This is a genomic window from Streptomyces griseobrunneus (assembly GCF_046713465.1).
In the GTDB taxonomy this organism is placed as follows: domain Bacteria; phylum Actinomycetota; class Actinomycetes; order Streptomycetales; family Streptomycetaceae; genus Streptomyces; species Streptomyces microflavus.
The window spans coordinates 2,096,061-2,120,274 of the sequence record NZ_CP177080.1 but is presented as its reverse complement, the minus strand read 5'-3'; the positions used below and the strand labels follow the sequence as shown (position 1 = coordinate 2,120,274).

At 70.8% G+C, this 24,214-nt stretch carries 19 protein-coding genes and 1 pseudogene; 18 read left to right on the top strand and 2 right to left on the bottom strand.

The window, feature by feature from the left end; all coding sequences use genetic code 11:
* The first annotated feature begins 16 nt into the window (after nt 1-16).
* The gene (gene pruA / locus ACK8N7_RS09265; protein WP_403214968.1) at nt 17-1,648 is read left to right on the top strand and encodes an L-glutamate gamma-semialdehyde dehydrogenase; all 1,632 of its coding nucleotides are present in this window, start codon (nt 17-19) and stop codon (nt 1,646-1,648) included.
* Between the two features lie 156 nt (nt 1,649-1,804).
* Here pruA and ACK8N7_RS09260 read toward each other — a convergent pair whose 3' ends face one another.
* Nucleotides 1,805-2,515, bottom strand: coding sequence for a nitroreductase family protein (locus tag ACK8N7_RS09260; protein ID WP_403214970.1), 711 nt, complete (start codon nt 2,513-2,515; stop codon nt 1,805-1,807).
* Between the two features lie 203 nt (nt 2,516-2,718).
* Here ACK8N7_RS09260 and ACK8N7_RS09255 point away from each other — a divergent pair, with 203 nt between their 5' ends.
* Both ACK8N7_RS09255 and ACK8N7_RS09250 read left to right on the top strand, forming a co-directional pair.
* Nucleotides 2,719-3,780 carry a S1 family peptidase gene (locus ACK8N7_RS09255; protein WP_403214972.1) on the top strand — a complete coding sequence of 354 codons (1,062 nt, stop codon included), beginning with the start codon at nt 2,719-2,721 and terminating at the stop codon, nt 3,778-3,780.
* A gap of 136 nt (nt 3,781-3,916) precedes the next feature.
* Nucleotides 3,917-4,468, top strand: a complete 552-nt coding sequence (locus tag ACK8N7_RS09250; RefSeq protein ID WP_500441851.1) for a GNAT family N-acetyltransferase — start codon at nt 3,917-3,919, stop codon at nt 4,466-4,468.
* Nucleotides 4,469-4,487: 19 nt separating this feature from the next.
* On the opposite strand, the pseudogene ACK8N7_RS09245 reads toward ACK8N7_RS09250, so the two are convergent.
* A pseudogene (locus tag ACK8N7_RS09245) lies at nt 4,488-4,715 on the bottom strand (NADP-dependent oxidoreductase); the annotation flags it as partial.
* On the opposite strand from ACK8N7_RS09245, the gene ACK8N7_RS09240 reads away from it, so the two are divergent.
* The 15 genes from ACK8N7_RS09240 (at nt 4,702) to ACK8N7_RS09170 (ending at nt 24,193) form a co-directional block, all read left to right on the top strand.
* A complete protein-coding gene (locus ACK8N7_RS09240; protein ID WP_500441849.1) occupies nt 4,702-5,583 on the top strand; it encodes a LysR family transcriptional regulator in 882 nt (293 codons plus the stop codon). The pseudogene ACK8N7_RS09245 and the gene ACK8N7_RS09240 overlap by 14 nt on opposite strands.
* A 229-nt stretch (nt 5,584-5,812) precedes the next feature.
* Nucleotides 5,813-5,941 carry a hypothetical protein gene (locus ACK8N7_RS09235; RefSeq protein ID WP_500441847.1) on the top strand — a complete coding sequence of 43 codons (129 nt, stop codon included), beginning with the start codon at nt 5,813-5,815 and terminating at the stop codon, nt 5,939-5,941.
* Between the two features lie 168 nt (nt 5,942-6,109).
* Nucleotides 6,110-7,153 carry a 3-isopropylmalate dehydrogenase gene (locus ACK8N7_RS09230; protein WP_403214978.1) on the top strand — a complete coding sequence of 348 codons (1,044 nt, stop codon included), beginning with the start codon at nt 6,110-6,112 and terminating at the stop codon, nt 7,151-7,153.
* Between the two features lie 255 nt (nt 7,154-7,408).
* Nucleotides 7,409-8,512: a branched-chain amino acid aminotransferase gene (locus ACK8N7_RS09225; protein WP_403214980.1), complete on the top strand. Its 1,104-nt coding sequence runs from the start codon at nt 7,409-7,411 to the stop codon at nt 8,510-8,512.
* Nucleotides 8,513-8,672: 160 nt separating this feature from the next.
* Complete coding sequence (locus tag ACK8N7_RS09220; RefSeq protein WP_403214982.1) at nt 8,673-9,704, top strand: agmatine deiminase family protein; 1,032 nt, start codon at nt 8,673-8,675, stop codon at nt 9,702-9,704.
* Nucleotides 9,705-9,725: 21 nt separating this feature from the next.
* Nucleotides 9,726-10,337 carry a TetR family transcriptional regulator C-terminal domain-containing protein gene (locus ACK8N7_RS09215; protein WP_403214984.1) on the top strand — a complete coding sequence of 204 codons (612 nt, stop codon included), beginning with the start codon at nt 9,726-9,728 and terminating at the stop codon, nt 10,335-10,337.
* 488 nt (nt 10,338-10,825) lie between these two features.
* The gene (cimA, locus tag ACK8N7_RS09210; RefSeq protein WP_403214986.1) at nt 10,826-12,433 is read left to right on the top strand and encodes a citramalate synthase; all 1,608 of its coding nucleotides are present in this window, start codon (nt 10,826-10,828) and stop codon (nt 12,431-12,433) included.
* 303 nt (nt 12,434-12,736) lie between these two features.
* Nucleotides 12,737-13,711, top strand: a complete 975-nt coding sequence (locus ACK8N7_RS09205) for a LacI family DNA-binding transcriptional regulator (RefSeq protein ID WP_403214988.1) — start codon at nt 12,737-12,739, stop codon at nt 13,709-13,711.
* A gap of 86 nt (nt 13,712-13,797) precedes the next feature.
* Nucleotides 13,798-15,474, top strand: a complete 1,677-nt coding sequence (locus ACK8N7_RS09200) for an ABC transporter substrate-binding protein (protein WP_500441843.1) — start codon at nt 13,798-13,800, stop codon at nt 15,472-15,474.
* Nucleotides 15,475-15,493: 19 nt separating this feature from the next.
* On the top strand, nt 15,494-16,567 hold the full coding sequence (locus ACK8N7_RS09195) for an ABC transporter ATP-binding protein (RefSeq protein ID WP_500441841.1): 1,074 nt from the start codon (nt 15,494-15,496) through the stop codon (nt 16,565-16,567).
* The gene (locus ACK8N7_RS09190; protein ID WP_364495972.1) at nt 16,564-17,544 is read left to right on the top strand and encodes an ABC transporter permease; all 981 of its coding nucleotides are present in this window, start codon (nt 16,564-16,566) and stop codon (nt 17,542-17,544) included. The genes ACK8N7_RS09195 and ACK8N7_RS09190 overlap by 4 nt, the downstream gene beginning before the upstream one ends.
* Nucleotides 17,545-17,549: 5 nt before the next feature.
* Nucleotides 17,550-18,554, top strand: coding sequence for an ABC transporter permease (locus ACK8N7_RS09185; protein WP_403214994.1), 1,005 nt, complete (start codon nt 17,550-17,552; stop codon nt 18,552-18,554).
* Nucleotides 18,551-19,552: an ABC transporter ATP-binding protein gene (locus tag ACK8N7_RS09180; protein ID WP_403214996.1), complete on the top strand. Its 1,002-nt coding sequence runs from the start codon at nt 18,551-18,553 to the stop codon at nt 19,550-19,552. The genes ACK8N7_RS09185 and ACK8N7_RS09180 overlap by 4 nt, the downstream gene beginning before the upstream one ends.
* 57 nt (nt 19,553-19,609) lie before the next feature.
* Entirely contained in the window at nt 19,610-21,022 is a 1,413-nt protein-coding gene (locus tag ACK8N7_RS09175) for a GH1 family beta-glucosidase (RefSeq protein WP_403214998.1), read from the top strand.
* A gap of 72 nt (nt 21,023-21,094) precedes the next feature.
* A complete protein-coding gene (locus tag ACK8N7_RS09170) occupies nt 21,095-24,193 on the top strand; it encodes a glycoside hydrolase family 3 N-terminal domain-containing protein (protein ID WP_500441838.1) in 3,099 nt (1,032 codons plus the stop codon).
* Nucleotides 24,194-24,214: the final 21 nt, after the last annotated feature.

Sequence of the window (24,214 nt, the reverse complement as noted above, 5' to 3'; positions counted from 1 at the left end):
AGGAGACAAGGCCATCATGGACGCCGTCACCCAGGTCCCCGCGCCGGTCAACGAGCCGGTTCACTCCTATGCCCCGGGCTCGCCGGAGCGCGCCCGCCTGGAGGTGAAGCTCAAGGAGCTCGCCGACAACCCGATCGACCTGCCGATGACCATCGGCGGCGAGAAGCGGATGGGTGGCGGTGAGCGGGTGAACGTCGTACAGCCGCACAACCACCAGGCCGTCATCGGCACCTTCGCCGGCGCCACCGAGCAGGACGCCCAGGACGCCATCGACGCGGCCCTCGCCGCCGCTCCGGCCTGGCGCGCGATGTCCTTCGACGACCGCGCGGCGATCATCCTGCGCGCCGCCGAGCTGCTGGCCGGCCCCTGGCGCGAGACGCTGGCCGCCTCCACCATGCTCGGCCAGTCCAAGACCGCCCAGCAGGCCGAGATCGACACCCCCTGCGAGCTCGTCGACTTCTGGCGCTTCAACGTGCACTACGCGCGCCAGATCCTCGCCGAGCAGCCCCCGGCGAACTCCCCGGGCGTGTGGAACCGCATGGACCACCGCCCGCTGGAGGGCTTCGTCTACGCGATCACGCCGTTCAACTTCACGGCCATCGCGGGCAACCTCCCCACCGCCCCCGCCCTCATGGGCAACGTCGTGGTGTGGAAGCCGTCCCCGACCCAGACCCACGCCGCCGTGCTGCTCATGCAGCTCCTGGAGGAGGCCGGTCTGCCCAAGGGCGTCATCAACCTGGTCACCGGTGACGGCATCGCCGTCTCCGAGGTGGCGCTGAACCACCGCGACCTGGCCGGCATCCACTTCACCGGCTCGACCCCCACCTTCCAGCACCTGTGGAAGACGGTCGGCAACAACATCGCCAACTACCGCACCTACCCGCGGCTCGTCGGCGAGACCGGCGGCAAGGACTTCGTCGTCGCGCACCCCAGCGCCGACCGCGCCGTGCTGAAGACCGCGCTGACCCGCGGCTCCTTCGAGTACCAGGGCCAGAAGTGCTCCGCGTCCTCCCGTGCGTACGTCCCCGCCTCCATCTGGAACTCCGGTTTCAAGGAGGAGTTCGCGGCCGAGGTCGACTCCATCACGATGGGTGACGTCACCGACCTGAGCAACTTCATCGGGGCCGTCATCGACGAGCGCTCGTTCGCCAAGAACAAGGCCGCGATCGACCGCGCGAAGTCCGACCCGGCGTGCACGATCGTCGCGGGCGGCACCTACGACGACTCGGTCGGCTACTTCGTCCGCCCGACCGTCATCGCCTGCTCGGACCCCGAGAACGAGGTCTTCACGACCGAGTACTTCGGCCCGATCCTCGCGATCCACGTGTACGAGGACGAGAAGTACGACGCCATGCTGGAGCAGATGGAGTCGGTCTCCGACTACGCGCTGACCGGCTCGGTCATCGCGGGCGACCGCGCGGCCGCCGCGTACACGATGGACAAGCTCCGCTACGCCGCGGGCAACTTCTACATCAACGACAAGTCGACCGGCGCCGTCGTCGGCCAGCAGCCCTTCGGCGGCGGCCGTGCCTCCGGCACCAACGACAAGGCGGGCGCCCCGCAGAACCTCCAGCGCTGGACCCTCACCCGGGCCATCAAGGAGACGCTGGTCGCGCCGACCGACTACACCTACCCCCACCAGGGCTGACGCCCTCCCCGGGGCGCCGCAGCACGACGCCCCGGGCCTCCCAGGGGCTCTCCGCAGCCGAGAGCCCCCTCAGAGCACCGCCCCCCGACCGGCCCCCCTGCCGGCCGGGGGGCGGTTTCCATGTGCCTCCCCTTCTACGGGGCCGGGCGCGGCTTCTCAGATCTCCACGAGCACCTGCTCCAGCGACTTGCGCACCAGGTCTGGGACCTCGCAGTCGTCCGACGGGTGGCCGACGGGGATCACGGCGAACGCCTTCTCGTTCTCGGGCCGGTCCAGCACCTCGCCGAGGAAGCGCATCGGGCTCGGGGTGTGGATCAGCGCGGCGAGACCGGACAGGTGCAGGGCGGTGAGCAGCATCCCCACCGCGATGCCGACCGACTCGTCGACGTAGTAGTGCTTGCGCTTGGTGCCGTCCTCGCCCAGCCAGTAGCGCTGCTGGAAGACCACGATCAGGGCGGGCGCGTCCGTCATATGGGCCTTGACCGCGTCGGTGCCCAGGGGGCGCAGCGCCGCGAGCCACTCCTCGCCGAGCCGCCCGTCGTAGCTCAGCTTCTCCTCCTGCTCGGCCGCCTCCCGGATCCGGCGGCGTACCCCGGGGTCCTTGACCAGGACGAAGGTCCACGGCTGCTGATGGGCGCCGGAGGGGGCGGTGGCCGCGCACGCGATGGCGTCGCGCAGCACCTGCTCGGGGACCGGGTCGGGGGAGAAGGCGCGGACGGTCCTGCGCTCGTCCATCCGCCGCCGCAGCCGGGCGGCGTGGGCCAGGGACGTCTTCTCGGCGATCCGCTCGGGGCGGTAGGGCGCGGGGCGGTACGGGTCGCCATGGGTGGGCGACCACTGCTGGGGCGTGGGTGCGGTGTCGGACATGGCCGCAGTGTGCGCGGCGGGTGCGGCCCGGGGGAAGCGGGGCTTCGGACAGGCGAGGGAGCCGGTCCCGGTCAGTGTCCGCTGACCGGGGCGATCTGTCTGCCCAGCGGGTCCCTGGGCCACGCGGTCTTGTGGGTTAGGTAATGTCCATGTCAAATTTCTTCTCGGTACGTCCCCACACGTCACCTGAGAAGGAGCTCCCCATGAGACGCAACTCCCGCGCGCGCCTGGGCGTTTCCCTGTTGCTCGTCGCCGGCGCCCTCGGCCTCGGCGCCACCCCCTCCACCGCAGCCCCGACCGACGCCCCCTCGGCGATCCCCGCCCCGTCCGCGTACGCGCTCGACGCGGCCGTCGAACGACGGCTCGGGGCCGCCACCGCCGGCACCTACCTGGACCGGAAGACCGGCGAACTCGTCGTCACCGTCACCACCGACCGGGCCGAGGAACAGGCCCGCGCCGCCGGGGCCACCGTGCGCCGGGTGGCCCGCAGCGCCGCCCAGCTCGACGCGGCGGTGGAGACCCTGGAGGCCGAGGCGAAGATCACCGGCACCTCCTGGGGCATCGACCCGCGCAGCAACCAGGTCGCGGTCGAGGCCGACTCCTCCGTCTCCGCGCGGGACATGGCCCGCCTCGAATCCGTCGCCGAGCGGCTCGGCGGCGCGGTGAGCATCAACCGCGTACCCGGCGTCTTCCACCGCGAGGTGCTGGGCGGCGGAGCCATCTACGGCGGCGGCAGCCGCTGCTCGGCCGCCTTCAACGTCACCAAGGGCGGGGCCCGCTACTTCGTGACCGCCGGACACTGCACCAACATCTCCGCCAACTGGTCGGCCACTTCCGGCGGATCGGTCATCGGCGTCCGGGAGGGCACCAGCTTCCCGACCAACGACTACGGCATCGTCCGCTACACCGACGGCTCCTCGCCCGCCGGAACCGTCGACCTCTACAACGGCTCCACCCAGGACATCACCTCCGCCGCCAACGCCGTCGTCGGCCAGGCGATCCGCAAGAGCGGCTCCACCACCAAGGTGACCTCCGGCACGGTCACCGCCGTCAACGTCACCGTCAACTACGGTGACGGGCCCGTCTACGGCATGGTCCGCACCACCGCCTGCTCGGCCGGCGGCGACAGCGGCGGCGCCCACTTCGCCGGATCCGTCGCCCTCGGCATCCACTCCGGCAGCTCCGGCTGCTCGGGCACGAGCGGTTCGGCCATCCACCAGCCGGTGGCCGAGGCGCTCTCCGCGTACGGCGTGACGGTGTACTGAGCCGCAGCCACCGCCGTACCGCGTACGAACCCGACGCCCGCCCCGGCCACCGAGCACCCGGTCCGGGCGGGCGTCGGCCGTGCCCCGCATCGCCCCTGCGTGCCTGGTCGGAGCGGGTGCCTGGGAAACTGACTCCATGACCGAGCTCCCCGCGGTGCACGCCGCCCACACCTATGAGCTGACCGCGGCTGTACGGGACGAGATCCGCACCCTGCTGGACACCGCCTTCGACGGCGACTTCGGCGACGACGACTGGGCGCACTCCCTCGGCGGCGTCCACGCCCTGGTGCGCGACACCGGTGGGCTCCTCGTCGCCCACGGCTCGATCGTCCAGCGCCGGGTGCTCCACGACGGCCGCTCGCTGCGCGCCGGCTACGTCGAAGCCGTCGCCGTCCGCCCCGGCCGCCGCCGCCAGGGGCTCGGCCACCGGGTGATGACCGCGCTGGAGCGGGTCGTCGACGGGGCCTACGAGTTCGGGGCGCTGTCCGCCTCCGACGCGGGCGCGGCGCTCTACGCGGCGCGCGGCTGGCAGGTGTGGCCGGGGAGCCTCGCCGCCCTCGGGCCGCACGGGACCGTGGCGCTGCCGGAGGAGGAGGGCAGCACCTATGTGCGCCCGGCCGCCGCCCACTTCCTGCCCGCGGCCGCGCACCCGCTCGTCTTCGACTGGCGCGACGGCGACCTGCTGTAGGGCAGCGGGCCGCAGGGCTTCAGTCGGCGACCCGGATCAGCATCTTCCCGGTGTTCTCGCCCCGCAGCATCCCGAGGAACCCCTCCACCGTCCGCTCGAAGCCGTCCACCACCGTGACATCGGGGACGACCGTCCCGCGCTGAATATGCGGCACCAGGAAGTCCTCCAACTCCTTCTGCACATCGCGGTGGTTACGGACCATCACCCCTTCCAGGCGCAGGCTCTTATCCACGATGTCGAACGCCGACGCGCGCGGATTCTCCGCCGCCGCCCGGGACCTCGGCATGACGCAGTCCGCCGTCTCCCACTCAGTCCGTACCAGCGAACGCCGGATCGGCGCCGTGCTCTTCGAGCGCGGCCGCCGGGGCGCCACACCGACCCCGGCCGGTGACGTGGTCGCCGCCCACGCCCGGCGCATCCTGCGGCTGCTCGACGTGATGGGCACCGAGGCCCGGGGGATCGCCGCCGGGCCGGGCGGGACGGACACCGTGAGCGGGCCGCTGCGGATCGCCGCCTTCCGGAGCGCGGCCCTGCATCTGCTGCCGCCCGCCCTGGAACGTCTCACGGCCCGCCACCCCGGGGTGGAGCCGGTGGTGCGGATGGTGCGCGAGGTGGGGCGGGGCACGGCCGGTGAGGTGCTGGAAGGGCGGGCCGATCTGGCCGTCGCGACGATCGGGACCACCTCGCCGGTGGAGCCCGGGCTGGTCGGCGGCGTACTGCTGGAGGAGGAGTACTCCCTGGTGCACCCGGCCGGGCACCCCGCGCCCCGGACGCTGCCGCTGGTCGACTGGGACGAGAACTGCACCTCGTACACACGCGACTGGTGGGCGGCCCAGAGCGGGATCCCCGAGGCGACCGTGCAGGCCGAGGACGACGGAGCGGTGCTCTCGATGGTGTCCCGTGGTCTCGGCATGGCGATCATGCCCGGTCTGTCCCTGTACGGAGCACCCGACGGAATTCGGATCACTGCTCTCGGACCCGACCGCCCCACCCGCTCCATCGGCTACCTCACCACCCCTGAGCAGGCACGATCCCTCGCCGCACGGGCACTGATCCGGGAATTGCGGGCGGAGCGCGGGGGAGCGGCCGTCTCAGATAGTAGGAAGTCCGACTAACTGTGGAGACAGAGCGGCTCCGCTGTCCTAGCTTTGTAGGAGCCGAACGAATCGCTCGATCGAGCGACTGTGGCGGTTGCGGGCGCACGCCCTGAGCAGGTAACCCCTGCGGCGTACGCTCCCCGCTCCTTCCGGCACCTCGAAATCCGATCCCGGCCCGGCCTCGGCGCCGCACCACTATGTGCGGCCTGCCCCCGGCATCCATGCGATCTCAAGGAGTCGATCCATCATGGCCAACACCACCACCCGCCGCGTCCGTCACAGCTCCCGCCAGGCCGAGGCCGAGCGCAAGAACGCCGCTGCCGCCCTGCAGCGCGCCCTCGACCGCCGGGACAACGGCGGCTCGATCGGCCACTGACCCGCCGGGGCCCTGGCCGCACCCAGGCGCCCCAGTAACGAGGCCCCGGCGTCCAGGCGCCCTCGCCGCCGCTCGTCCGCACCCCGCCCCCACCCCGAACACCCTTCCGCCCGTCCGCATGGTGGACGTCGGATGTCATGGGGTGGGACGCACCGTTAGGCTTCCCGCATGTCTCGCAGCATCGATCTCGCAGTGATCCCCGGTGACGGAATCGGCCAGGAAGTTGTGGCCCAGGGCCTCAAAGTCCTCAACGCTGTCCTCCCGCAGGATGTGAAGCTGGAGACCAAGGAGTACGACCTTGGCGCCCAGCGCTGGCACCGCACCGGCGACACCCTCCCGGATGCGGAGCTGGAGGCGCTCAAGAACCACGACGCCATCCTCCTCGGCGCGATCGGCGACCCGTCCGTGCCCTCCGGCGTGCTGGAGCGCGGGCTGCTGCTGAAGCTGCGTTTCGCCTTCGACCACTTCATCAACCTGCGGCCCTCCAAGCTCTTCCCGAACACCGCGACCCCGCTCGCCGGCCGCCCCGACATCGACTTCGTCGTGGTCCGCGAGGGCACCGAGGGGCCGTACACGGGCAACGGCGGCTCGCTGCGCACCGGCACCCCCGCCGAGGTCGCCACCGAGGTCAGCGTCAACACGGCGTACGGCGTCGAGCGCGTGGTCCGGGACGCCTTCGAGCGCGCGGCCGCCCGCCCGCGCAAGAAGCTGACGCTGGTCCACAAGAACAACGTCCTCGTCTACGCCGGCCACCTGTGGAAGAACACCTTCGACCGGGTCGCCGCCGAATACCCGCAGGTCTCCACCGACTACCTGCACGTCGACGCCGCGACGATCTTCTTCGTCACCCAGCCGGAGCGCTTCGACGTCATCGTCACCGACAACCTCTTCGGTGACATCCTCACCGACCTCGCCGCCGCCGTGACCGGCGGTATCGGCCTGGCCGCCTCCGGCAACATCAACCCGACGGGCGCGTTCCCGTCGATGTTCGAGCCGGTCCACGGCTCCGCCCCCGACATCGCGGGGCAGGGCAAGGCCGACCCGACCGCCACGGTCCTCTCCGTCGCCCTCCTGCTGCGCCACCTCGGTCACGAGGCCGAGGCCGTGCGCATCGAGGACGCCGTCTCCGCCGACCTCGCGGAGCGCGACGGTGCCGCCACGCGTACGACCGACGAGATCGGCGACGCGCTCGCGGTACGCGTAGCGACCTGACCCGACGACTCCACTACGAAGCCGCCGGGTCGCATCAGCGCCCGGCGGCTTCACCTGTGCGGCCCCCGGGTGCCACCATCGACCCCTGGACCGCATTCACACCATTTCGTGCCTGGCCCCCCGCAGGAGATAATCGAACGCGGGGCCGTGGCTCGCGGAAAGCTCGGACGTCCTAGGACCTGATCGAAAAGCATCGGGCATGAACGGGCGTGGGCGCGGTCCATCACACACAAGACCGGTGAAGGACACGCACTCATGACGACGCCCACGATCGAGCTCAAGCCCTCCTCGAACCCGCTGTCCGACGCGGAGCGCGAGGCGATCCTGGCCAATCCCGGATTCGGCCGGCACTTCACCGATCACATGGTGACGATCCGCTGGACCGAGGGCCGCGGCTGGCACGACGCCGAGCTGGTCCCCTACGGCCCGCTGTCGATCGACCCCGCCAACATGACCCTGCACTACGCGCAGGAGATCTTCGAGGGGCTCAAGGCCTACCGCCAGCCCGACGGCTCGGTCGCCTCGTTCCGCCCCGACGCCAATGCCCGCCGCTTCCAGCGCTCCGCCGCCCGGCTCGCCATGCCCGAGCTGCCTGTCGAGACGTTCATCGAGGCGTGCGACGTGCTGGTCCAGCAGGACAAGGGATGGGTCCCGGCGCACGGCGGCGAGGAGTCGCTCTACCTGCGCCCGTTCATGATCGCCACGGAGGTCGGCCTCGGCGTGAAGCCGGCCAACGAATACCTCTTCCTGGTCATCGCCTCGCCCGCCGGCGCCTACTTCCCCGGCGGCGTGAAGCCCGTCTCCATCTGGCTCTCCGAGAACCGCGTCCGGGCCGTCCCCGGCGGCGTGGGCGACGCCAAGACCGGCGGCAACTACGCGGCCTCCCTCCTGGCCCAGGCCGAGGCCGCCGCGCACGGCTGCGCCCAGGTCGCCTACCTCGACGCCGTCGAGCACAAGTGGGTCGAGGAGCTCGGCGGCATGAACCTGTACTTCGTGTACACGCAGGACGACGGCTCCACGAAGATCATCACCCCCACCCTCACCGGCTCCCTCCTCGCCGGTATCACCCGCGACTCGCTCCTCAAGGTCGCCCGCGACCTCGGTTACGGCTCCGAGGAGGGCCGCGTCTCCATCGACCAGTGGCGCGGCGACACCGCGAAGGGCACCCTCACGGAGGTCTTCGCCTGCGGCACCGCCGCCGTCATCACCCCCGTCGGCACCGTGAAGTCCGCGGGCGGCGAGTGGACCCAGGGCGACGGCACGCCCGGCGAGGTCACCATGAAGCTGCGCGACCGCCTGCTGGACATCCAGCGAGGCATCGCCGAGGACACCCACGGCTGGATGCACCCGCTCGGCTAGGGCTTGCCGCCCCAGGAAAAGGCCGCACCCGGCTCCCCGCCGGTGCGGCCTTTTCCGTACCGGCAAATAGAGCACCGCTCCAAGAGGGACAAGCAAAACTTCCGTACAGCCATACCGTACGGTTAGAGTGGCACTCTAACTACCCGGACCAGGAGCCCTCATGCCCGCCACCCCCGCCCCCTTCCGTATGCCCCCCGAGTGGGCCCCCCACGAGCGCACCTGGATGGCCTGGCCCGGGCCCAACCCCACCTTCGCCTCCGCCGCCGAGCTGGACGAGGCCCGCCGCGCCTGGGCCGCCGTCGCCCGCGCCGTACGCCGCTTCGAGCCGGTCACCATGGTCGTCGGGCCGGGGCAGGAGGAGGGGGCCGCCGCGCTGCTCGGCCCCGACGTGGAGCTGGTCGTACGGCCGCTGGACGACGCCTGGATGCGGGACATCGGGCCCACCTTCGTCACCGACGGCCGCACGCTCGCCGCCGTCGACTGGACGTTCAACGGCTGGGGCGCCCAGGGCTGGGCCCGCTGGGAGAGCGACCAGCACATCGCCCGGGCCGTCGCCGAGCTGACCGGCGTCCCCGCGCTCAGCTCCCCGCTCGTCAACGAGGGCGGCGCGATCCATGTCGACGGCGAGGGGACCGTCCTGCTCACCGAGACCGTCCAGCTCGGCGAGGAGCGCAACCCCGGCTGGAGCCGTGAGCAGGTCGAGGCGGAGGTCCACGCCCGTCTCGGCACCCGGAAGGCGATCTGGCTGCCCCGGGGGCTGACCGGCGACTACGGGACGTACGGCACGCTCGGCCATGTCGACATCGTCGCCGCCTTCGTCCGCCCGGGCACCGTCGTCGCCCATGTCCAGCCGGACCCGGCCCACCCCGACCATGAGGTCAGCAGGGAGCTGCTGGCCGTGCTGCGGGGCGCCACGGACGCCGAGGGGCGCCCGCTGGAGGTGGTCGAGGTGCCCGCGCCCACCGTGCTCCGTGACGAGGACGGCGAGTGGGTCGACTACTCCTACATCAACCACTACCTCTGCAACGAGGCCGTGATCCTCTGCGCCTTCGACGACCCGCGTGACGAGGAGGCCGCCGCGATCTTCCGGGGGCTCTTCCCGGACCGTACGGTGGCCCTCGTCGACGCCCGTACGATCTTTGCCGGCGGTGGAGGCATCCACTGCATCACCCAGCAGCAGCCGAAGATCTGAACCCTCCGAGAGTCCGGTCCCATGACCCCCGCCCCCCGCCGCACCCACCACGCCGCCCCGCCCCGCGAGGACGTCCTCGCCGCCGCCATGGCGACCATCGCCGAGCGCGGGCTCGACGGACTGACCATGGCGGGGCTCGGGCGCGAGGTCCGGATGAGCAGCGGGCACCTGCTCTATTACTTCCGCACCAAGGACGAACTGCTGCTCCAGACCCTGGAGTGGAGCGAGAACCGCCTGGGGGCCGAGCGCCGGGCCCTCCTCGCCGAGCCCGGGACCACCCGCGAGCGGCTGGACGCGTACATCGATCTCTACCTCCCCGCCGGGCACCGTGACCCCCACTGGACGCTCTGGCTGGAGGTCTGGGGCCGCTCGCAGAACGCGGACGACGAGGCCCGCGCCCGGCAGGCCGCCATCGAGGGCTCCTGGCACCGGGACCTGGTGGCGCTGCTCGCCGAGGGGGTCTCGCGCGGGGAGATCCGGCCGGTGGACGCCGACCGGTTCGCGACCCGGCTGCGGGCGCTGCTCGACGGGTTCAGCGTGCATGTGACGGTGGGCATCCCGGGGACGGGCCGGGAGCAGGTGCTCGTACAGGCGGCGGAGTTCCTGGACGAGACGCTGACACCGGCGCCCTGAAGGAGCGATGCGACCGGCGTCACGACCGCATCCTGAGACACCGGCGTCACGGGCGCGTCACTGTGCGAGACTTCTGCCGTGTCCTCGTTCGTCATGATTATTGGCAGCAGGCGCGCCGGTCCGCAGTGACCGTCCCGTACCACCACGTACGGCGCGGCCATCGTGCCCCAGACCCGCGCGCAGACCTCTCGCACCCGCGAGGGGTTTTTTCGTTTTCCGGCCCACACCCGGGCCGGGCGGAGCGCGCGGGATGATGGGGGCAAGTGGAGCTGGGGCCTGTTCCGGGTTCCCCGTCTGCGGGGCGACGCCCAGCACGCACGCTCGCCGCACGGCGCCGCAGGACAGGTGGCTCCGCCACAAGACCTGTGACACCGCACGCCGATCGCACGCACCGGACGCCGCCCCGCCCGCGCTTCGCGCGGACGACGGGGAACCCGGAACAGGCCCCAGACCGTCCGGATCCACTCATCCGACAGGAGTCAGACAGCATGACCACCAAGGCCAACGCCACCGACGACAGTTTCCATGTCTTCGACACCACACTGCGCGACGGTGCTCAGCGTGAGGGCATCAACCTGACGGTCGCCGACAAGCTGACCATCGCCCGGCACCTGGACACCTTCGGAGTGGGGTACATCGAGGGCGGCTGGCCGGGTGCCAACCCGCGCGACACGGAGTTCTTCGCCAGGGCCCAGCAGGAGATCGAGTTCGAGAACGCCCAGCTCGTGGCGTTCGGCGCGACCCGCAGGGCCGGTGGCAAGGCGGCCGAGGACCCTCAGGTGAAGGCGCTCCTGAACTCCGGCGCCCCGGTGATCACACTGGTCGCCAAGGCGCACGACCGCCATGTCGAGCTGGCCCTGCGCACCACCCTGGAGGAGAACCTGGAGATGGTCCGCGACACCGTCTCCCACCTGCGCGAACAGGGGCGCAGGGTCTTCGTGGACTGCGAGCACTTCTTCGACGGCTACCGGGCGAACGCCGAGTACGCCAAGTTCGTGGTCCGTACCGCGTACGAGGCGGGCGCCGAGGTCGTCATCCTCTGCGACACCAACGGCGGCATGCTCCCCGCCCAGATCCAGGCCGTCGTCTCCACCGTCATCGCCGACACCGGCGCCCGGCTCGGCATCCACGCCCAGGACGACACCGGGTGTGCGGTCGCGAACACCCTGGCCGCCGTGGACGCCGGCGCCACCCACGTCCAGTGCACGGCCAACGGCTACGGCGAGCGGGTCGGCAACGCCAACCTCTTCCCGGTGGTCGCCGCCCTGGAGCTGAAGTACGGAATGAAGGTGCTCCCCGAGGGCGCCCTCGCCGAGATGACCCGGATCTCGCACGCCATCGCCGAGGTCGTCAACCTCACCCCCTCCACCCACCAGCCGTACGTGGGTGTCTCGGCCTTCGCCCACAAGGCCGGGCTGCACGCCTCGGCCATCAAGGTCGACCCCGACCTGTACCAGCACATCGACCCTGAGCTGGTCGGCAACACCATGCGGATGCTGGTCTCCGACATGGCGGGCCGCGCCTCGATCGAGCTGAAGGGCAAGGAGCTCGGCGTCGACCTCGGCGACGACCGGGCCCTGGTCGGCCGGGTCGTGGAGCGGGTCAAGGAGCGCGAACTCCGGGGCTACACCTACGAGGCCGCCGACGCCTCCTTCGAACTCCTGCTGCGCGGCGAGGTGGAGGGCCGGGCCCGGCGCTACTTCCGTACGGAGTCCTGGCGGGCGATCGTCGAGGACCGCCCCGACGGCACCCACGCCAACGAGGCCACCGTGAAGCTCTGGGCCAAGGGCGAGCGGATCGTTGCTACTGCTGAGGGCAACGGCCCGGTCAACGCCCTGGACCGGGCGCTGCGCGTCGCCCTGGAGCGGATCTACCCGCAGCTCGCCAAGCTGGAGCTGGTCGACTACAAGGTCCGCATCCTGGAGGGCCGTACGGGCACCGAGTCCACCACCCGGGTACTGATCACCACGGGCGACGGCGACGCCGACTGGGCCACCGTCGGGGTCGCCGAGAACGTCATCGCCGCGTCCTGGCAGGCGCTGGAGGACGCGTACACCTACGGTCTGCTGCGTGCGGGTGTCGAGCCCACCGACTAGCACGGGTGTCGAGCCCACCGAGCAGCGCGACCGGTCCGCCCATGAGAGCCGCCGCCCCCACCCCGGGGCGGCGGCTCTCGTGCGTTCAAGAGGTGAACACACAACGCGCCCTGCCTGGTCAGCAGATGGGTCCGGACCAATCTCGGTGTGAAGTATTGACGCCCTTGTGTCGGCGGGGTTAACTCCTGCCGCAACGCCGGTACCGGTTCCGGAACCGGTACCGGACGCGTCTGCCGGTATGTGTCCCGCAGCCCTGCCTCAGCTCTGCTCAGCCTGCCCCTGCCTGGTCCAACGGAGGCCCAGATGCGTGTCACCATCGCCGATGTCGCCCGTGAGGCCGGCGTCAGCAAGACGACCGTGTCCCGGGTCATCAACACCAAGGGCGAGGTGGACGGTTCCACCGCCGCCCGCGTTCGTGAAGTGATCGCACAGCTCGGCTATGTGCCCAGCTCCGGAGCCGTGGGCCTGGCCCGCGGCTCCAGCCGTACCGTCGGCATGCTGGTCCCCTCGCTGACCTGGCCGTGGATGGGCGAACTGCTCCAGGGCGTCGTCGACACCGTCGAGGCCGCCGACTACGGGCTGCTGCTGTTCACCTGCAACCGGGGCGCCGAGTCCGTCCAGCGCTTCACCACCCAGGTGTCGGCGCGCGCTTTCGACGGGCTCGTCGTCGTGGAGCCGGAGAACACCCTCAGCCACCTCACCACCCTGCACCGCGACGGCCTGCCGATCGTGCTCATCGACGACCGCGGCCACCACCCCGAATTCCCCTCCGTCGTGACCACCAACCACGAGGGAGGAGCGTCGGCGGCCCGCCACCTGCTCGCCGCCGGACGCTCCAGGCCCGTCGTCCTCACCGGCCCCCAGCACTTCGGCTGCGTACGGGACCGGCTCGGCGGATTCCGCTCGATCCTGCCCGAAGTCCGCGTCGTCGAGGGGGACTTCACCGAACTCGGCGGCCGCCTCGCCATGGAGCGGCTCCTCGCCGAGGGCGTCGGCTTCGACTCGGTCTTCGCGCACAACGACATCAGCGCGGCCGGCGTGCTGCGGGCCCTGCGCGCCGCCGGACGCCGGGTCCCGGACGACATCGCGGTCGTCGGCTTCGACGACATCCCGATGGCCGAACACACCGAACCGCCCCTCACCACCGTGCGCCAGCCCACCCGCCGGATGGGTGAGACGGCGGCCCGGATGCTGCTCTCCCACCTCGGCGGCACGCCCGTACCGGACGGCCCGGCCGTGCTGCCCACCGAACTGGTCGTGCGCCACTCGGCGCCGTGACGGACCCGGCCGCCCGGCCGCGCCCCGCTTCGCCCCCTTCCGCCCGCCGGATCGCCCCGACCCGGCAGCCCTTTCCTGGAGTCGCCATGTCCGTACGCCGTCGCACCACGCTCAGAGCGGTCGCCGCAGCCACCGTCGTGATCGCCCTCGCCGCCGGCTGCTCGAACGCCAACTCGGGTGCCAACAAGGGCGGCGCCTCCGCCGCCGGCGTGCTGACCCTCGGCAAGCCGGACGGACCGCAGACCAACAACAGCAACCCGTTCCTCAACACCTCGGCGGGCGCCACCCTCGGCTACCGGTACATGATCTACGAGCCGCTGGCCATGACGAACATGATCAAGCCCACCGACAAGGCGGACCCCTGGCTCGCCACCGACTGGGAGTGGGAGGGCAACTTCACCAAGGTCACCTTCACCCTGGACGAGCGGGCGAAGTGGGCCGACGGCAAGCCCCTGACGGCGGCCGACGTGGAGTACACGTTCAACCTTCTGAAGAAGCACCCGGCGCTCAACGGCAACGGGATCCCCTTCGACGGGATCGCGGTCGAGGACGGCAAGGTCGTCCTGACCTTCAAGGAGTCCCAGTTCGTCAACCAGAACAAGATCATCCAGACCTTCATCGTGCCCAAGCACATCTGGGAGGAGGTCGAGAACCCGGAGACCTGGCCCAACCGAACGCCCGTCGGCTCCGGCCCGTACAAGCTGAAGACGTTCACCCCGCAGACCACCACCCTGACCGCGACGCCGACCTACTGGAACGGCAGGACCAAGGTCAAGGAGCTGCGCTACACCGCGTACAACGACAACAGCGCCGCCACCACCGCGCTGGCCACCGGCAAGGTCGAGTGGTCCTTCGTCTTCATGCCGAACCACAAGCAGCTCTTCATCGACAAGGACCCCAAGAACCACAAGCTGTGGTTCCCCTCCGGCCTCGGCATCCACGGCCTCTGGTTCAACACCGCCCGCAAGCCGTTCGACAACCCGGCGCTCCGCAAGGCGATGGCGATGGTCGTCGACCGCAAGGCCATCCACATCCAGGCCCAGGCCACGCTCTACCCGGAGATCACCAACCCGACCGGCATCCCGCTCCCCGCCGGTGAGCCCTTCCTGGCCCCCGAGTACCAGAGCGCCAACACCGCGCCCGATGTCGCCGGAGCGAAGAAGCTGCTCGACGAGGCCGGCTTCGAGCTCAGCGGCGGGGTGCTCAAGGATCCGTCCGGCAAGCCGGTGACGCTCACCTTCACCGACCCGGCCGGCTGGAACGACTACATCACCGGGCTCGCGATCATCAAGGACAACATCAAGCAGCTCGGCATCGAGGCCAAGGTCAAGACCCAGACCGCCGAGGCGTGGGGCGTGGACGTCGCCAACGGCAACTTCGACGCCACCCTGCACTGGACCAACAGCGGCGCCACCCCCTACGACATGTACCAGAACATCATGGACGGTGCGATCCTCCAGCCCATCGGCAAGAGCTCCCAGACGGGCAACTTCGGCCGCTTCAAGAACGACGAGGCCACCACCGCCCTGAAGGAGTACGCCAACGCCAAGGACGAGGGGACCCGCACCAAGGCGCTGCACACCCTCCAGAAGATCTTCGTCGAGCAGGCCCCGGTCATCCCGACGGCCGCCGCGCCGATCGGCGCCGAGTACTCCACGAAGAACTGGATCGGCTGGCCCACCGAGGCCAACCCGTACGCCCCGCCGCAGCACACCCAGCCCAGCGCGCTGGAGATCGTGCTGAACCTCACGCCCGCCAAGTAAGTACGGGGAAGAACCGGCCATGACCACCGATCAGTCCGAGACCGTGCGCACCGGCACCGATGTGGTGCTGGAAGCGCGCGGGGTCACCAAGCACTTTCCCCTGCGCCGCACCGCGCGCGACCTGTTCGCCCGCAAGCGCCGCAGCGTCCACGCCGTCGACGACGTCTCGCTCCAGCTCAGGCGCGGCACCGTCACGGCCCTGGTGGGGGAGTCCGGCTCGGGCAAGTCCACCGTCGCCCGCCTGCTCGCCCAGCTCTACCCGCTCACCTCGGGCGAGATACGGCTGGGCGGCACGCCGGTGAAGGCCGGTCGTGGCCGGTCCTTCCGCCGCTACGTACGCCGGGTCCAGCTGATCTTCCAGGACCCGTTCGCCTCGCTGAACCCGGTGCACACCGTGCGCTACCACCTGACCCGCGCCCTGAAGATCCACGACCGGGCGGGCAGCGGGAAGGAGGAGCTGGAACAGGCCCTGGCCGAGCTGCTGAAGCGGGTCCAGCTCACCCCGCCGCAGCAGTTCCTGGACAAGTTCCCGCACGAGCTCTCCGGCGGGCAGCGCCAGCGCGTCGCCATCGCCCGCGCGCTCGGCGCCGACCCGCAGGTCCTCCTCGCCGACGAACCGGTCTCGATGCTCGACGTGTCGATCCGGCTCGGCGTCCTCAACCTGCTGCGGGACCTGAAGGAGCGCCTGCACCTGGCGATCCTCTACATCACCCATGACATCGCCTCCGCCCGCTACTTCGCGGACACCACCCTGGTGATGTACGCGGGGAGGATCGTCGAGGGCGGTGACAGCGAGACCGTCACCCAGCGCCCCGCCCACCCCTACACCCAGCTCCTCATCGCCTCCGCGCCCGACCCCGACCGGATCGTCGCCCAGGAGGAACAGGAGGAGACCGGCACCGGCGAGCCACCCTCCCTCATCGCCCCGCCATCCGGCTGCCGCTTCCACCCCCGCTGCCCGAAGGCCATGGAGCGCTGCCGCACCGAACTCCCGCCGCGCTTCGACCTGGCGGACGGACAGTGGGCGGCCTGCTGGCTGTACGAGGGCACGAACGTGAACGCGGTCACGGCAGCCAAGGAGGCCTCCCGGTGAAGTACCTCCTCCAACGGCTCGCGTTCTACGCCGTCACCGCCTGGGCCGCCATCACCATCAACTTCCTCATCCCGCGCCTGATGCCCGGCGACCCCGTCCAGGCGCTGCTCAGCCGCTACCAGGGGCAGCTCGACACCAAGGCCATCGACTCGCTCAAGGCCCTCTTCGGTCTCGACAAGCAGCAGTCGCTCTGGCAGCAGTACACCGACTACTGGGCCCACCTCCTCGACGGCGACCTCGGCCTCTCCTTCACCTTCTTCCCGACCCCGGTCAGCGAGGTGATCGTCCAGTCCTTGCCGTGGACGCTCGCCCTGGTCGGCGTCACGACCCTGCTCAGCTTCGTCCTCGGCACCGGCATCGGCGTCTACAGCGGCTGGAAGCGCGGCTCGTGGCTGGACGGACTGCTGCCCGTCACCACCTTCATCTCCTCCATCCCCTACTTCTGGCTCGGCCTCATCGCCATCGCCCTGTTCGCCGAGAAGTGGTCGCTCTTCCCGAACTCCGGCGGTTACGACAACAGCCTCGTCCCGGCCTTCGACTGGCCGTTCATCTCCAGCGCGCTCTACCACGCCTTCCTCCCCGGCGTGACGATCGTGCTCTCCGCCGTGGCCGGCTGGATCCTCGGTATGCGGAACATGATGGTCACCGTCTCCTCCGAGGACTACGTGATGGTCGCGCAGGCCAAGGGGCTCTCCGAGCGGCGCGTCATGTTCGGCTACGCGGCCCGCAACGCGGTCCTCCCCAACATCTCCGGCTTCGCCCTCTCCCTGGGCTTCATCGTCGGCGGCACGCTGCTGGTCGAGATGGTCTTCACCTACCCGGGCATCGGCTTCCAGCTGCTGCAGGCCGTCGGCGCCAAGGACTACCCGCTGATGCAGGGCGTCTTCCTGATCATCACGCTCTCCGTCCTGGCCGCGAACCTGCTGGCCGACCTCGTCTACGCCGCCCTCGACCCCCGCACCCGGAAGGAGGCGTAGACCTCGTGTCCATCACCGCCACCGATGTCGCCGTCCTGGACGGCGCGCCCGCACCCGAGGCGCCCACCCGCCGGGCCCGGCTCCGGTTCCTGCGCGGGGGCAAGACCCGTACCGGGCTGCTCATGCTCGCGTTCTTCGTCCTGCTGGCCGTCATCGGCCCGTGGATCGCCCCGTACGACCCCGACGCGATGAGCGACCAGCTCCTGCAACCCCCGTCCGGGGAGCACTGGTTCGGCACCACCCACACCGGGCAGGACGTCTTCTCCCAGATCCTCGTCGGCACCCGCGGGGTCCTGATCGTCGGGTTCGTCGCGGCGGTCATCGCCACCGTGCTCTCCGTCCTCATCGGGGTCACCGCCGGATTCATCGGCGGAGCCATCGACGAGATCCTCTCCGCGCTCGCCAACATCTTCCTGGTGCTGCCCGGCCTCCCGCTGATCATCATCGTCGCGAGCTTCGTCCCGGACACCGGCGACCTGCTCATCGCCTTCGCCATCGCCCTGACCTCCTGGGCCTGGGGATCACGCATCCTGCGCGCCCAGACGCTGTCGCTGCGCCGCCGCGACTACGTGGAGGCCGCCCGCGCCACCGGCGAGTCGACCTGGCGGATCATCCTCTTCGAGATCATGCCGAACCTCACCGCCGTGATCGCCTCCGGCTTCGTCGGCACGGTCATCTTCGCCGTCCTCACCGAGATCACCCTCGCCTTCATCGGGGTCGCGGACATCTCGCACTGGAACTGGGGCACGGTCCTCTTCTGGGCCCAGTCCAACCAGGCCCTCGCCCAGGGAGCGTGGTGGTGGTTCGTCCCGGCCGGCCTCTGCATCGCCCTGCTGGGCACCGCGCTCGCCCTCATCAACTTCGGCATCGACGAGTTCGTCAACCCGCGGCTGCGCACCGCCACCGGCTCCTCCCGGAAGGTGAAGATGCGCGTCGGCTTCACCCCCGTGGCCCGGAAGTCCCCCGGTGAAGCCCACCGCAAGAACAGCAGCAAGGAGCCGCGCACATGAGCGCCGAGCCGGTCCTCACCATCAGTGGACTGAACGTCGACTACGGCACCGACGAGCGGGCCGTGCACGCCCTGCGGGACATCGACCTCACCCTCCACCGGGGCGAAGTCCTCGGCCTGGCAGGGGAGTCGGGGTCCGGGAAGTCGACCCTCGCCTACGCCGTGACCCGGCTGCTCCAGCCGCCCGGGGTGATCACCGGGGGAGACGTCCACTACCACCGGCCGGGCGGCGACCGCCTCGACATCCTCTCCCTCTCCCCGGAGCAGCTGCGCGCCTTCCGCTGGCAGGAGCTGTCCATCGTGTTCCAGGGGGCGATGAACTCCCTCAACCCGGTGCACACCGTCCACAGCCAGCTCACCGATGTGCTGAAGGCCCACCGGCCCGACCTGAAGAAGGCCCGACGCACGGACCGGGCGAAGGAGTTGCTCAGCCTCGTCGGGATCTCCGCCGACCGGCTCGCCGCCTACCCGCACCAGCTCTCCGGCGGGATGCGCCAGCGCGTGATGATCGCGATGGCGCTCGCCCTGGAGCCCGAGATCGTCATCATGGACGAGCCGACGACCGCGCTCGACGTCGTGATGCAGCGCCAGATCCTGCGGCGTCTCGTGCAGTTGAGGGAACAGCTCAACTTCTCGGTCGTGTTCATCACCCACGACATCTCGCTCCTGATCGAATTCTCGGACCGGATCGCGATCATGTACGGGGGCCGCATCGTGGAGGAGGCGGGCGCGGCGGAGATCTACCGCGACCCCCGCCACCCCTACAGCGACGGGCTGCTCCACTCCTTCCCCGCGCTCCACGGCCCCCGCCGCGAGCTGACCGGCATCCCCGGCTCGCCCCCGCACCTGTCCGCGATGCCCACCGGCTGCGCCTTCCACCCGCGCTGCGGCAAGGCGTTCGAGCCGTGCGACGTACGGGTCCCGCTGCTGGCCGCACCGGCCGCGGCGCAAGGGCCCGCCGACGACCGCCGCACGGTCGCCTGCCACCTGCACGTCTGACCAGGCCCACCCGACCAGGCCCACCCGACCGGGCCCCTCCCTACGTACGGAGACCGGATGAACCTCGCCACCACCCCGCAGCGAATCCTCCGTCCCACCGCGGTACGCGGGCTCCCGGCCGGCTTCCGCTGGGGCGTCGCCACCTCCTCCTACCAGATCGAGGGAGCCGCCGCCGAGGACGGCCGCACCCCCTCCATCTGGGACACCTTCTGCCGGGTGCCCGGTGCCGTCGAGGGCGGCGAGAACGGGGATGTGGCCTGCGACCACTACCACCGGATGCCCGAGGACGTGGAGCTGATCGCGGGCCTCGGCGTCGACACGTACCGCTTCTCGCTCGCCTGGCCCCGCATCCAGCCGGGCGGCCGGGGCCCGGCCAACGCGAAGGGGCTCGACTTCTACAAGCGGCTGGTCGACGAGCTCCAGGGGCGGGGAGTCACCCCCTGGATCACCCTCTACCACTGGGACCTGCCGCAGGAGCTGGAGGACGCGGGCGGCTGGCCCGCACGGGACACCGCCCTGCGGTTCGCGGAGTACGCCTCCCTCGCGTACGAGGCCCTCGGCGACCGGGTCGAGCACTGGACCACGCTCAACGAGCCCTGGTGCTCGGCGATGCTCGGTTACGCGTACGGACTCCACGCCCCCGGCCGCAAGGACCTCGGCGCGTCCATGCACGCCGTCCACCACCTGCTCCTGGGCCACGGCCTGGCGGCGGGGGCGATGCGGGAGGCGGCGGGGAGCAACCCCCTGGAGCTGGGCATCACCCTCAACCTGGGCACCGCAACCCCGGAGACCCCGAGCGAGGCCGACCGGGAGGCGTGCCGCCGCGCCGACGGCATGGGCACCCGCCTCTACCTGGACCCGATCGTCCACGGCCGCTACCCCGAGGACGTCGTCGCGGACCTGGCCGCCCAGAACATCGAACTCCCCGTCCAGGAAGGCGACCTGGCCGCCATCTCCACGCCCCTGGATGTCCTCGGCGTCAACTTCTACCGGGGCATGCAGTTCTCCGGTGTCACCGAGGACGGATCGCCGGCCGACGCCGAAGGGCTGCCCGTGGTCCGGGTGGTGGAGCGCGATCTGCCGCGTACGGCCATGGACTGGGAGATCACCCCGACCGAACTCACGGACCTTCTGGTCCGGTTGGAGCGGGACTACGGACTCCCGACCGTCATCACCGAGAACGGCGCCGCCTTCGACGACACGGTGGCCGCCGACGGCTCGGTCCCCGACGCCGACCGCACCGCCTACCTCGCCGACCACATCGACGCCGTCGTCGCCGCCCGCGCCGAAGGGGCCGACGTCCGGGGCTACTTCGCCTGGTCGCTGATGGACAACTTCGAGTGGGCCTACGGCTACGACAAGCGGTTCGGCATCGTCCGCGTCGACTACGACACCCAGACCCGCACGCTCAAGGACAGCGCCAAGTGGTATCGCGACACGATCCGGCTCACCCGGGACGACACCGCCTAGCGCGCCGACCCCTCCGACCCGCCGACACTTCGGAAACCCCGGAAACCCGACCCCCAGAAGAGAGCGCTCCCAATGCCCCGCACCCCGCATCTCCGCCCCCGCAAGGGCAGAAGCAGACCCGCCACGGCCGCCCTGGCCGCCGCCGCGGTCCTGGCCACCCTGCTCGCCGGAGCCGCGCCCAGCCAGGCCGCCGACGACGACCCGGCACCCGTCCTCGTCGACCGCTTCGAGGGTGAGGTGCCGCTCGGCAACAACCCGCCCGCCGACGCCGTCTTCACCTGGGGCGGCGACGCGGACGACCACCCGCAGCTGAAGCTCGCCGAGCGCGCCGACGCCCCCGAGGGCAAGCAGGTCCTCGAAGGCAGCTACGACATCAGCGCGTACGGCGGATTCAGCCACGAGTTCGCCGTGGACACCCCGCCCCGGAACTGGACCGCGCACAAGGGCATCCGCTTCTGGTGGTACGGCCAGAACACCGCGCCCCTGCCGCCCGGTTCGGGCAAGCGGATCCATTTCGAGATCAAGGACGGCGGCGCGAACGGCGGCGCCTCCGAGCTGTGGACCACCTCCTTCACCGACGACTGGGAAGGCTGGCAGCTGGTCGAGATCCCGTTCGCGGACTTCGTCTACCGGGCCGACTACCAGCCCGTCGGCGGCATCGACCAGATCCTCGGCCTGAACGAGATGTGGGGCTACGCCCTCACCCTGCCCGGCGGCGCGCCCGGCACCTTCGCCCTCGACGCCGTCGAGCTGTACGGCAAGGCCGATCCGGCGCTGACCGCGAGCGTGGTCACCGACACGGCCGTCCGCCCGGTGAAGAACGGCAGCAGCGCCGACCTCACGCTCTCCGTCGCCACCACCGGCTCCGTCCCCACCGAGGAGCCTGTCACCGTCACGTACGCCACCAAGGGCGGCACGGCGGTCGCGGACAAGGACTACACCCCGGTCACCGGCAGCCACACCTTCCCCGCGGGCACCGCGTCCGGCACCACGCACAAGGTCACCGTCCGCACGGCGAAGGCGTCCAAGCCCGCCGAGGCGAAGACGATCCCGCTGGAGCTGACCGTCACCGGCGCCAAGGCCCCCAAGGAGAACCCGCAGGTCGTCATCGACGCCCACGGACTCCCGTACCAGAACGCCAAGTTGCCGGTGAAGCAGCGGGTCGCGGACCTGCTCTCCCGCCTCTCGCCCGCCGAGAAGGCCGGCCAGATGACCCAGGCCGAGCGCAACGCGCTGCGCGCCCCCGGTGACATCGCCGCCTACGACCTCGGCTCGCTGCTCTCCGGCGGCGGCTCGGTCCCCACCCCCAACACTGCGGCCGCCTGGGCCAAGATGGTCGACGCCTACCAGCTGCGCGCCCAGGCCACCCGCTTCCAGATCCCGCTGATCTACGGCGTGGACGCGGTGCACGGGCACAACAACGTGGTCGGCGCGACGATCATGCCGCACAACATCGGCATCGGCGCGGGCCGCGACCCGAAGAGCGCCGAGCGGACTGGCGCGATCACCGCGAAGGAAGTGCGCTCCACCGGCGTCCCGTGGGACTTCGCCCCGTGCGTCTGTGTCACGCGCGACGAGCGCTGGGGCCGCTCCTACGAGGCGTTCGGTGAGGACCCGGCCCTGGTCGAGGCCATGGAGACGGTCATCCAGGGCATGCAGGGCGCCCCGTCCGGCAAGGACCTGCACCGCAACGACAAGGTGCTCGGCAGCGCCAAGCACTTCGTCGGTGACGGCGGCACCGAGTACGGCTCCGCCACCACCGGCTCGTACACGATCGACCAGGGCATCACCAAGGTCACCCGCCAGGAGCTGGAGGCGGTGCACCTGTCGCCGTTCGCGGAGTCGGTCGAGCGGGGCGTCGGCACGATCATGCCGTCGTACTCCTCGCTCGACATCCTGGGCGACGACCAGGGCCCGGTGAAGATGCACGCCAACGCCGAGATGATCAACGGCGTCCTCAAGGACCGGATGGGCTTCGAGGGCTTCGTCATCAGCGACTGGCAGGCCATCGACCAGATCCCCGGCGACTACCCGAGCGATGTCCGTACGTCGGTCAACGCCGGACTCGACATGATCATGGTCCCGACGGCGTACCAGGAGTTCACGAAGACGCTGAAGGACGAGGTCGCGGCGGGCCGGATCAGCGAGGCCCGGATCGACGACGCGGTCTCCCGCATCCTCACCCAGAAGTTCCGCCTGGGCCTCTTCGAGAAGCCGTACGCGGACACCACCCACCTGGACAAGGTCGGCTCGGCCGAGCACCGCGCGGTGGCCCGTGAGGCGGTCGCCAAGTCCCAGGTGCTGCTGAAGAACGAGGGATCGGTCCTCCCGCTCAAGCCCAACCAGAAGGTGTACGTCGCCGGGTCCAACGCCGACGACATCGGCAACCAGGCCGGCGGCTGGACGATCAGCTGGCAGGGCTCCTCCGGGAAGACCACCCCGGGCACCACGATCCTGGAGGGCATGAAGAAGGCGGCGGGGACCACCGAGTCCGTCACCTACTCCAAGGACGCCTCCGCCGCCACGGACGGCTACGACGTCGGTGTCGTGGTCGTCGGTGAGACCCCGTACGCCGAAGGCATCGGGGACGTCGGCAACGGCCACGACCTGGTGCTGACGGCCGCCGACAAGGCGGCGGTCGACAAGGTCTGCGCGGCCATGAAGTGCGCGGTCCTCATCGTCTCGGGCCGCCCGCAGCTCATCGGTGACCAGCTCGGGAAGATCAACGCGCTGGTGGCCTCCTGGCTGCCGGGCTCCGAGGGCGACGGCGTCGCCGACGTCCTCTACGGCAAGCGCGCCTTCACCGGACAGCTCCCGGTGACCTGGCCGAAGTCGGAGACACAGCTTCCCATCAACGTGGGAGATGCGACCTACGACCCGCAGTTCCCGTACGGCTGGGGCCTGACCACCCTGAAGAAGCCCCCGGCCGGCGGCGAGCTGACCCTCGCGGCGCTCGCCATCGCCGCCCAGGTCGCCGAGAAGGCGCATCTGGGCAAGACCCCGGCGGGCAAGGCGATCGTGGACCAGGCCCGGCTGCTGGTCCAGCAGAAGATCAACGGGAAGTTCACCCAGGCGGTCTCGAAGCCGTTCGCGGAGGCGGACCATCTGCTGCTCACCGGTGACCTGACCGGAGCGGTGGCCAAGCTGCGTACGGCGTACCGCGCCGCGTAGGGCACTCCGTAGCGGGCTCTC

Bases quoted from the DNA above. Each gene is read 5' to 3' on its own strand.
- ACK8N7_RS09215 (WP_403214984.1), top strand. From the start codon at position 9,726: ATGACCCCCGCCCCCCGCCGCACCCACCACGCCGCCCCGCCCCGCGAG.
- ACK8N7_RS09205 (WP_403214988.1), top strand. From the start codon at position 12,737: ATGCGTGTCACCATCGCCGATGTCGCCCGTGAGGCCGGCGTCAGCAAG.
- ACK8N7_RS09170 (WP_500441838.1), top strand. From the start codon at position 21,095: ATGCCCCGCACCCCGCATCTCCGCCCCCGCAAGGGCAGAAGCAGACCC.
- pruA (WP_403214968.1), top strand. From the start codon at position 17: ATGGACGCCGTCACCCAGGTCCCCGCGCCGGTCAACGAGCCGGTTCAC.
- ACK8N7_RS09220 (WP_403214982.1), top strand. From the start codon at position 8,673: ATGCCCGCCACCCCCGCCCCCTTCCGTATGCCCCCCGAGTGGGCCCCC.
- ACK8N7_RS09180 (WP_403214996.1), top strand. From the start codon at position 18,551: ATGAGCGCCGAGCCGGTCCTCACCATCAGTGGACTGAACGTCGACTAC.
- ACK8N7_RS09260 (WP_403214970.1), bottom strand. From the start codon at position 2,515: ATGTCCGACACCGCACCCACGCCCCAGCAGTGGTCGCCCACCCATGGC.
- ACK8N7_RS09235 (WP_500441847.1), top strand. From the start codon at position 5,813: ATGGCCAACACCACCACCCGCCGCGTCCGTCACAGCTCCCGCCAGGCC.
- ACK8N7_RS09230 (WP_403214978.1), top strand. From the start codon at position 6,110: ATGTCTCGCAGCATCGATCTCGCAGTGATCCCCGGTGACGGAATCGGC.
- ACK8N7_RS09240 (WP_500441849.1), top strand. From the start codon at position 4,702: ATGTCGAACGCCGACGCGCGCGGATTCTCCGCCGCCGCCCGGGACCTC.
- cimA (WP_403214986.1), top strand. From the start codon at position 10,826: ATGACCACCAAGGCCAACGCCACCGACGACAGTTTCCATGTCTTCGAC.
- ACK8N7_RS09195 (WP_500441841.1), top strand. From the start codon at position 15,494: ATGACCACCGATCAGTCCGAGACCGTGCGCACCGGCACCGATGTGGTG.
- ACK8N7_RS09175 (WP_403214998.1), top strand. From the start codon at position 19,610: ATGAACCTCGCCACCACCCCGCAGCGAATCCTCCGTCCCACCGCGGTA.
- ACK8N7_RS09250 (WP_500441851.1), top strand. From the start codon at position 3,917: ATGACCGAGCTCCCCGCGGTGCACGCCGCCCACACCTATGAGCTGACC.
- ACK8N7_RS09200 (WP_500441843.1), top strand. From the start codon at position 13,798: ATGTCCGTACGCCGTCGCACCACGCTCAGAGCGGTCGCCGCAGCCACC.
- ACK8N7_RS09225 (WP_403214980.1), top strand. From the start codon at position 7,409: ATGACGACGCCCACGATCGAGCTCAAGCCCTCCTCGAACCCGCTGTCC.
- ACK8N7_RS09255 (WP_403214972.1), top strand. From the start codon at position 2,719: ATGAGACGCAACTCCCGCGCGCGCCTGGGCGTTTCCCTGTTGCTCGTC.